We start from the raw sequence: 8,585 nt of genomic DNA, 5'->3' as shown, positions 1-8,585 counted from the left end.
GTTTGTTGTAACCCGTTAACTGACAGCATTCTTTGCCAAGGCAGCTGCTTAAAGCATTAAACGAGATTTAGTATGGTAAAAATCGGATGGTTCAGCGTGTCAAGAAATAACCAAAATGGCGATTTAGGAAAGAACTTATGCATTGTGATTGAATCGCGATCATGTTTTGGGTAATAAATCAGCATATTCGCATGACCCACTTTCTTACATCATGGGACCCACAATATTCTCAATACTTAGGATGATAAGCCGACATTAAAATCCTGTGTATTGATGCTCTACTCCCTGTTTTGTGATCTAGCTATAAATACCATAACCGATACCTTCTGGTACTTCACGAAAATCGCTGAGGATAATAATGAGATTGTAATGCCTTGTTTTAGATAAACTGACGTTCTTCGATGTTGAAGTAGTTTTACATCATGACTTATCATTTTAAGTGGCTTTATCTCGCCACTATAATTGATTAACGTATGGTATAGCATGAGTTTATTTATACTTGAAAATCACAGTGATATTTCTATGCTATGTTAGTTATCCTATAATCGAAGTATTCAGGTTTATAAAAATATTATATTATTTTGATTCACATGATGAAAAATATGTTGTATGTTACTCGCAAATGGCTCAAATGGATGTAGATATTGAATTTCAGCTTCTATTTAAAAGCTAAATGACTTTTTACCGTTGCATGAATATGTTATTGGTATAGAAGTATGAAGCTTATAAAAAGCTATCTAATCAGACTGTTTACTTTTCCTTTTAACTCATATAGTTTTAGGATACGAACAGAATGGTAAAAGATATTGCGATTAACTATAGTATAGCCAATCAAGAAGCGGGCATAAGAAAATGTAAAATCTGTTAAGTCATATTGATATGTATAACATAGTATCAGCCATACCCAGCTATGATACGTGTATTATTGCCGTTGATAACGGAATGCTCAGGGACTTGTGGTTTTCCGATGAAAATCACTCCTTTTTATGAATAATGCTAATAGAATTTTTTTACTAACTACAACATATCAGTTGGCTCGTTAACTTAGTTATCACTGGTTAATTCATTGGCAATTGTAAAAAAGTAGTAAAAGGTGATTATCTATATGATGACTAAAACTAATGATACTCATGGTTGTGTTCCAAAGAGATTATCAATCGCAGTAGCTGCGCATAACCTAGAAAAACTAATTTTCAAATGTGTAAGCACCATAAAACATGCTTTATCTCAATGCGATCCTGAAGAATATGAAGTTTTGCTGATAGATGATAGTTCTTCTGATTCGACTTCATCAATCTTAAAAAAATTCTCTGAGGAGAATGAGTCCTTTATTTATATAAGAAAGGAGTTTAGAAACGCAGGTAAAGTAAAAAAATATGCGGTAGAAATAAGCAATGGAGAGTATATAACATTCGTTGATGGTGATGACTTTTTATCTGACTTCTCTATGAGAGAAATTTTAGATTTCTTAGAGTATAATAAACCAGATATATTTATCAGTAGGTTAAATGAAGTTAGAAAAGATTCAGATATAATGGAAAAATCAAAATTACTTTCTTCGGTAGAACTTCACAGAAATACAGCAATAAAAGAATTTTTAATTCATAAAAAATATCAAGCTCATCTAATAGGGAAATTTTTTAGGAAAGAACTGTTTCATGGAAATAATTTCCCTGAAGCTCCTTGTTATGAAGATGCATTGTTATTCCCTTTGTTATTGATCAAGTGTAATAATATTCACTATACTGAAATGAAGTACTATAACTACGTAAAAAGAGAGGGAAGTCTGTCTAATTCCATTAATGAAGTTAAAGTAAATATAATGGCAGAGGTTATCTTAATAACTGATAAAACTTTCGGGAGAAAATTTAGGAATCTTACAGCTTGCCATGCTATAGAGCTTATCTATAAGTATGGGGATAAATTATCAAAGGAATATTCTGATTCTATTTACAAGATAATAAATAGCTTGTCTACATTAAGATTTATATTGGACTATAACGTTAGATTTAGTTTTAAAAGAAAATTTATGAAGATAAAAAAGAAATAGAATTTCAAAGGTGAAAAAATCCGTACCCGCATTTTCTCTTATTAAAGAAAATATTGCATAATAGATAGGAATTATTCAGTATCCAAAGAATAAGATTGTTTTTTATAAAATTATATGCAATTTCATAGGAAATATTTATTCGTCTATGGGTAAAGCAGATGAGCCATAAGCACTATGTGAGAATACACGAAGAGTTGTATATTATCTTTTGCTAAAAGGTTAAAAAGGCCTTAAAATGAAACCATTTGTTATAATACTATGAGTGTAGTGATTTTTTTGTTACTATGCTAAATAATAGTGATTTTATAGAAATCGATGAGTAAATATTATGTTTTTTTCTGATTCAAGTGATGTTACCCTGGTTATTACAAGTTGTGGTCGGTTTGATTTATTAAAGCAAACCATTGAGTCATTTGATAAGTATAATTCTTATCCTATAAAAGAGGTTGTAATAACAGAAGATTCTGGAGACAAATCTATTTATTCTGTTATACCTCAGCACTGGTTACCACATTGTGAAATTATTTTAAATAATCCTAATCTAGGACAGATTAAATCAATTGATCTGGCATATAGTAAAGTAAAAACTGACTATATATTCCATTGTGAAGACGATTGGCTTTTCTATCGAGATAAATTTATCGAAGATTCTTTCGTTATTTTGAGATCTGATGAAAACATACTTCAAGTATGGCTTAGGGATTTGAAAGAGGATGTGATACTTCATTATCCATTCCATTACCCTAGTAATTTCAGAGAATTAGAAGGAGTTTGTTTTTCTACTCTGGAAAGTAATGATCCCAAATGGAGAGGGTTTAGTTTTAATCCAGGCCTTAGAAGAAAATCAGATTATGAGTTATTCATGCCATACAATCTAGCTGGTGACACGGAGATGACGCTATCAAAGAAATATGCTGAAATAGGTAAATATACAGTTATTTTGGATAAAAGTGCAGTTAGGCATATTGGTTGGGATGATCATATAAAAACAGATGAAGAGATAAAGCAAAGAAAAATCAAAAATAGACGAAAGATAAAGTATTTTACTTTTGGTGTAATTACAGGGTGCATTTTAATGTATTTGATTAAAGGATTTTAATTAATGTCTATTTTGTTTATGAGTATTAGTAAATAATTTGGGGCTGTCCTAGATAAGTAATTTGATCTAGGATATCCAAATGAGAAAAAGTCGGATTAGCCAATACAAGCAAAAACGTCTTCAGGAGCTCTTTGTGGCAGGGGCTACAGCTCGTACTGCGGCAGAGTCAGTTGTGGTGTCAACAAAACGACTTCAGCTTACTATCTCCACCGCCTCAGAGTCCTTATCGCTGATTATGTCGATGAACACTCTATGTTTGAAGGTGAATTCGAGATAGACGAAAGCTATTTCGGGAGTAAACGTAAGGGAAAACGCGGGGTTCAGCCGGAAAAGTCCCTGTTTTCGGGCTTTTCAAGCGGGGGTGGTAAGGTCTACACCCGCTTAATACCTAACGCTAAATCTGATACCTTGATGCCGATAATCACGGCGAAAATTAAGCCTGACAGCCTGGTCTATACAGACAATTTTGCCAGCTATGATGTGCTGGACGTGTCCGATTTTAAACACTATCGAATCAACCATAGCACGGAGTTTGTAGACGCTAAAAATAGTCAAAACTATATCAATGGGATAGAGAATTTTTGCAACCAGGCCAAACGTCATATGCGTAAATTTAATGGTATACCAAAGGAACATTTTGAGCTCTTTCTCAAGGAATGTGAGTGGAGATTTAACACTCCGGGTGTAAAAGACCAATTATATATTCTAAAACAAATAGTTAAGGGGAAATTATGATCGTTATCTAGGACAGCCCCTAATTTAGCTTTCATAAATTAGTCTAACCTTATCACTATTACCTGTTAGTTTTATCTAAAAATCAGGTTCAACACAAATTCTGTTTGTATTCTTCGTAGCATGAAATTCATTTGGGAATTTTATCTTCTGGTAATGAACTGTATTTCATGATGTTATTACTAAAATTCAAAACATCATCTTGGTTTTCACATATTTCATTAGACAACATTTTACAATTTTCAGATATTGTAGGCTCTTTAATACCTGTCCATTCTGAAAATAGCGTTAAAAAATTCATTGAACTTCGTTGAGAATTAATAAATTTCCGTGATGTATCGTCGTAAGAAGTAATAAACATAGGAACCTGATAGTTCTGCTTGTATTTATCGTTATGAGCAAGTCTCATTTTCTTAGTATCTCTCTCAAAGAAAGACACTCCATGATCAGCAAAATACATCAAAGACCAATTCTTCTCATTTTTCTGTACTTCATCAGTAATTATTGACAGTAAGTTATCAGTATTTTCAATACTCTGTATATAGCAAGAAACCTGCTCTGACTTAAAAAACACTTTGTATTCATAATTTGTTCGGGTACAAGCAGGAGAGTGTGATCCCATTAAATGGATAACAATTAATTTTTTCTCTTTCTTATCTTCCAGGACTTTTTTCACAATGGGTATTACATTTGTATCAGGCATACTTCTGTTAAGACCAGAACTGGATTCACCTTTTTTAATAAACAATGGAGAATCTGCCCTTGCTCCCATACTGGCAACCGAAGTATCAAATAACCCCATCGAACCTTGATTTGATATCCAATAAGTATAAAAGCCAGCTTTTTTCGCCAGTGTAACAATATTATTACTTAAAATCTCTTTACCATCTTTGACCATTGCTAGTGAGTTTGCCAATGATATCTGGGTTGATGGACCTGCTGAGATATAATTTGTAAAAAGTGTCCCATTCGCAGTGCTCATAAAAGGCGTATTGTGTATCGGGAATCCATACGCATTCATAAAATCTTTACGTACACTTTCCCCAATAACAACGACGTAAGTGTTATATTTGGACTGTGCTGATACTGTTCCCCATGTATCTTTCTCTCTCAATATTTCCTGCATTTTTTTGTATTCGCTTTTTACCCTTATAAAGTTGATAGTAACATCTTTGACTACTCTGATTTCAGGAAGACCTGAGTCAAAGATATTAAACTCTTTTCCCTGTATAAAGGATTTTAAAGGGTGGTGTATTATCGTGATTAATGCAAAAGAAAATAGAAAGACATTAACCTTTTTATATAAATTAATGCTTACCTTTAGCGATAAAAAACAAAATATCAAGATAAGCGCACTAAAAAGATAATGTTCAATTGGAATAGAAGAGATAAACTCACTGGCTTCTTGTTTATTTGTATAGAATAATGAAAGAATTGAGTTGAAGTTTGGTGATCCATATGTCAGCCCTACAGGGGCATAAATGAGAGTTGTTATGCCAAGAACGACAAGAAGAACTCTATAAACGGCAGTGACCTTGTTTAGCAATAGGAAAATAAAGAATACAGCGAATACGTACCCTATTTTTAAACGATAACCCATAGCGATATGAGCTAAAAGACAAAAAATGAAGAGTGCAACAACTGGCAATAGCTTGATTAGGTGGTTTTTTATAAATTTCATATTTATATATCAATAGGATATCAAATGGTGGTAAAAGATAGTTCGGATTTCAAAAGGCTAAAAACTGGGATTCAATTTATTCATCTAGCCAAATTTTCGATACTATACTATGTATTTTTCGTCATGTGAATAAGAGTAATCTGATATTTTTAATTGGAAAACTCCTAACATAGGACAAATTGGATGATGTAGAGATACTACTGTATAGTAGTATTCCAACATAAGGAAATAAAGCAATATAATTCTTAGATGTACGGATATAGCTAATTTTTACCGTATTTAATCCCATTTAATATTTTGAAAAGCCGACTTTACAAGGATCGTTGTGAGTTAATAAGTTATAGAAGACATTGTTAAACAGGGGATGGTTATCCCGCAATTTAACTCATCAACGCCTAATTGATCCCCTGCAATTGATAGTAATCGGGTAAGTTTTCTCACTTTTCGCCCAGTATCTTACTCAAATTTCACGATAAAGATATCGGGTGATCTGACATAAAGTTTAAAGTGTTATCTGAGGATTTTCGACGCCGCAAGCTCGGGCATAACGTGCAAGGTATCTTACTGGCCTTGTTAATATTGTTTTCCATAAAAAACACGAAGGGTTCATTGATTAGTAAAATACCCGACCTTTTAGTTTAATATCCAAAAGACAGGCAACAGTTAAGCTATACTAATTTTGAGGTTGACGCCACACGCCCCCGCGTAGCGTTCAAGTGTCGCGATGCTGGTTCTCATCGGTTTTTTTCAACCTTAGCTACTGCGGTGATGAAAGGGCTTGCGCCCTGATTTCTGACACTGGGGTTTTTGGTGTTGAGAAACAGCCATAATCTTCGGTACACAGCGCAGGAATAACCAGACCATACGCTGTATTTTCGTCTTTCGGCAACTCAACACCTACTGAGAAAAACATGATGACCTCCAAAGTCGGCGGGGATTTAATCCCCGCCAGGTTGAGAGTGTTTCATCGTGCACTGGCACAATTTCCAGTGGTGCAAGACGGAATTACGCCGTTCTGATTTCAGAGAGCAAATCGGGGTGACGATCTAACACCTTAAGCAGCTTCACTAAAGCTAGCGACGGTTTAGTCTTGCCATTCTCGTAGCGCGAGAAAGCATTGATACCACCGCCGAAGATTTCAGAGGCTTCTCGCTGGTCAAGTGCGAGTTTTTTACGCACACTGGCAATGAAGCTAGGATCGACAATAGCTGCGTTGACCTGCTTCGAAAATGCGCGCATTTCGCACATAACACGCTCTGATTCCGCAGCGTCCAAAACAGATTCGGCGCAGGCAGGGCAGAAGTCGCCCGTTACAGCAGAAATGATTGTGGTTTCGCCCTTGTATGTATAGGGTAGATCGCGCGTATCGTGGATAAGTTCCGCTGTGCTGCAAAAAGGACATTTCATGTTTATAGCTCCTTGAAGGACACGATCAGCACGTCATCAATGACCGTCAGCTTCAGATACACATCACCCACATGTGTGTTTGGCCGGTACACGTCTTGCCAGACCGTATGATCAGCGTAAGTTGTCATACTCTTGTAGAAATCCGCTGGCGTGAGCGCCATCACTATGGCTAGCATGTCGGAGAACTCAAGTCCCAGCTCATTCGCACCAGCTAGCGCTGTATATGTGGTACGTACTTTTCTGGCTTCGATCAAAGTTTTGACAACTGATAACTTACAATGTGGTGTTCGTTTTTCCATAAAACAAATATTAACCTACTTGGTTATTCTAGTGCAATAGATATTATAACAGATTAACCGTATCTTGATTTCCGAAACCGTTTCAAACTATTATCTGCCCACTAAGTGTGACAACCTACATTTATCAACGCCAACTTGCATTCCATTGCCATGAACCCACAATAACTGAAAATGAGAATCCATCACCAACAACGGCCTCACCATGCTTTAGGAAGGGGAGGATGTCAATACAAGGGTCTCGTTTGGAATATTAACCCGGATCTTAGCTGATAAAGGTTAACTTTTGCGGCAGCCTCGGTAGGGCGGGGAGCATCACTATCGCGTAATACGTTAATCCTAATGCCCCGGTATCTTAATCAAACTTCACGATAAAGATACCGGGGGATGTGGCTAAAATTAAAGTGTTATCTGGAGTTTTTCGACACCTCAAGCTTGGGCATAACGTGCCAGGGTATCTATGCTGGCCTTGTTAATATTGTTTTCCATAAGAAATACGAGCGGTTCATCGATTAGTTAATGTCCAAGAGGTGGGCAGCAGTTAAACTATACTAATTTTGAGGTTGACGCCACACGCCGCCGCATAGCGTTTAAGTGTCGCAACACTGGCTTTCATCGGGTTTTTTTCAACCTTAGCTACTGCCGGTGGGGTAATTCCCAGTCTTTCGGCTAACTGTGAACTGTTAATGCCCGCCCTGTTTTTCATGCTCTGTATCAGCTCGTAGAGTTCCTCTTCCTGTTTGGCTGCTTCATAAGCGGCCTGAGCTCCAGGGGATGAAAGGGCTTGCGCCCTGACTTCTGACCAAGGAATGCCTTTAACTTTCATTTGTCATCTCCTCTAATCTTTGCAATGCCAGTTTTATTTCTGACGCTGGGGTTTTTGGTGTTTTCTTGATAAATGTACGGAGTATGTAAATTCGCCGGCCAGTGGCATAAGCAAAAATGGTCCGGGTAATGTCTTTATTGCCAACTCTTAGCTGGAATAACCCGTCACGCAACGGCTCTGTTGCCGGGTACCGCAACGTATTCCCTCTGGCCTCCAGCTTATCAATCGCCAGTACCGTTTTACCTCGCATAACTTCGTCTAGCGATTGAATCTCGTTGTTAGCTTCTTCGTGAAATATCAGTTCAAACATACATACCCCCTTTGAGTAAAGACATTAACCCACAGGTACATTTAAATCAAGGGTTAATTTAACTCATAGGTGAACTTCATCAATCAGCGCTAACACAATCAATTTTGGGGCAATAAGAGACAAAACAAGGCTATTAATTATCCTGACTAACCAATAAGGCATAGGTTATGGTGTTAACAGAGAA

7 protein-coding genes and 2 pseudogenes are annotated in these 8,585 nt (G+C 36.3%); 3 read left to right on the top strand and 6 right to left on the bottom strand.

The window, feature by feature from the left end; translation table 11 throughout:
• Positions 1 to 1,105: 1,105 nt before the first annotated feature.
• The 3 genes and pseudogenes from LGZ99_RS22525 to LGZ99_RS22515 all read left to right on the top strand — a co-directional run bounded on the left by LGZ99_RS22525 (position 1,106) and on the right by LGZ99_RS22515 (position 3,884).
• The gene (locus LGZ99_RS22525; RefSeq protein WP_046975788.1) at positions 1,106 to 2,050 is read left to right on the top strand and encodes a glycosyltransferase family 2 protein; all 945 of its coding nucleotides are present in this window, start codon (positions 1,106 to 1,108) and stop codon (positions 2,048 to 2,050) included.
• Between the two features lie 328 nt (positions 2,051 to 2,378).
• Positions 2,379 to 3,149 carry a glycosyltransferase family 2 protein gene (locus tag LGZ99_RS22520; RefSeq protein ID WP_036840104.1) on the top strand — a complete coding sequence of 257 codons (771 nt, stop codon included), beginning with the start codon at positions 2,379 to 2,381 and terminating at the stop codon, positions 3,147 to 3,149.
• A gap of 79 nt (positions 3,150 to 3,228) precedes the next feature.
• A pseudogene (locus LGZ99_RS22515) lies at positions 3,229 to 3,884 on the top strand (IS1595 family transposase).
• Positions 3,885 to 4,011: 127 nt separating this feature from the next.
• Here the strand turns inward: LGZ99_RS22515 and LGZ99_RS22510 are convergent.
• The 6 genes and pseudogenes from LGZ99_RS22510 to LGZ99_RS22485 all read right to left on the bottom strand — a co-directional run bounded on the left by LGZ99_RS22510 (position 4,012) and on the right by LGZ99_RS22485 (position 8,401).
• Positions 4,012 to 5,562: a phosphoethanolamine transferase gene (locus LGZ99_RS22510; protein ID WP_262979643.1), complete on the bottom strand. Its 1,551-nt coding sequence runs from the start codon at positions 5,560 to 5,562 to the stop codon at positions 4,012 to 4,014.
• A gap of 814 nt (positions 5,563 to 6,376) precedes the next feature.
• A pseudogene (locus LGZ99_RS22505) lies at positions 6,377 to 6,475 on the bottom strand (type II toxin-antitoxin system HicB family antitoxin); the annotation flags it as partial.
• A 92-nt stretch (positions 6,476 to 6,567) separates the two neighbouring features.
• Positions 6,568 to 6,969: a type II toxin-antitoxin system MqsA family antitoxin gene (locus LGZ99_RS22500; protein ID WP_262979642.1), complete on the bottom strand. Its 402-nt coding sequence runs from the start codon at positions 6,967 to 6,969 to the stop codon at positions 6,568 to 6,570.
• 2 nt (positions 6,970 to 6,971) lie between these two features.
• Positions 6,972 to 7,268, bottom strand: coding sequence for a type II toxin-antitoxin system MqsR family toxin (locus tag LGZ99_RS22495; protein WP_021325247.1), 297 nt, complete (start codon positions 7,266 to 7,268; stop codon positions 6,972 to 6,974).
• A 538-nt stretch (positions 7,269 to 7,806) separates the two neighbouring features.
• The gene (locus LGZ99_RS22490) at positions 7,807 to 8,091 is read right to left on the bottom strand and encodes a helix-turn-helix domain-containing protein (protein WP_023044887.1); all 285 of its coding nucleotides are present in this window, start codon (positions 8,089 to 8,091) and stop codon (positions 7,807 to 7,809) included.
• Positions 8,081 to 8,401, bottom strand: a complete 321-nt coding sequence (locus LGZ99_RS22485) for a type II toxin-antitoxin system RelE/ParE family toxin (RefSeq protein ID WP_023044886.1) — start codon at positions 8,399 to 8,401, stop codon at positions 8,081 to 8,083. Before LGZ99_RS22485 ends, LGZ99_RS22490 begins: the two co-directional genes overlap by 11 nt.
• Positions 8,402 to 8,585 lie beyond the last annotated feature (184 nt).

Origin of the sequence: Photorhabdus temperata, assembly GCF_025384845.1 — a bacterium.
Lineage (GTDB): Bacteria > Pseudomonadota > Gammaproteobacteria > Enterobacterales > Enterobacteriaceae > Photorhabdus > Photorhabdus temperata.
The sequence above is the reverse complement of the archived record's forward strand: the minus strand, read 5'-3'. Positions and strand labels throughout refer to the sequence as shown.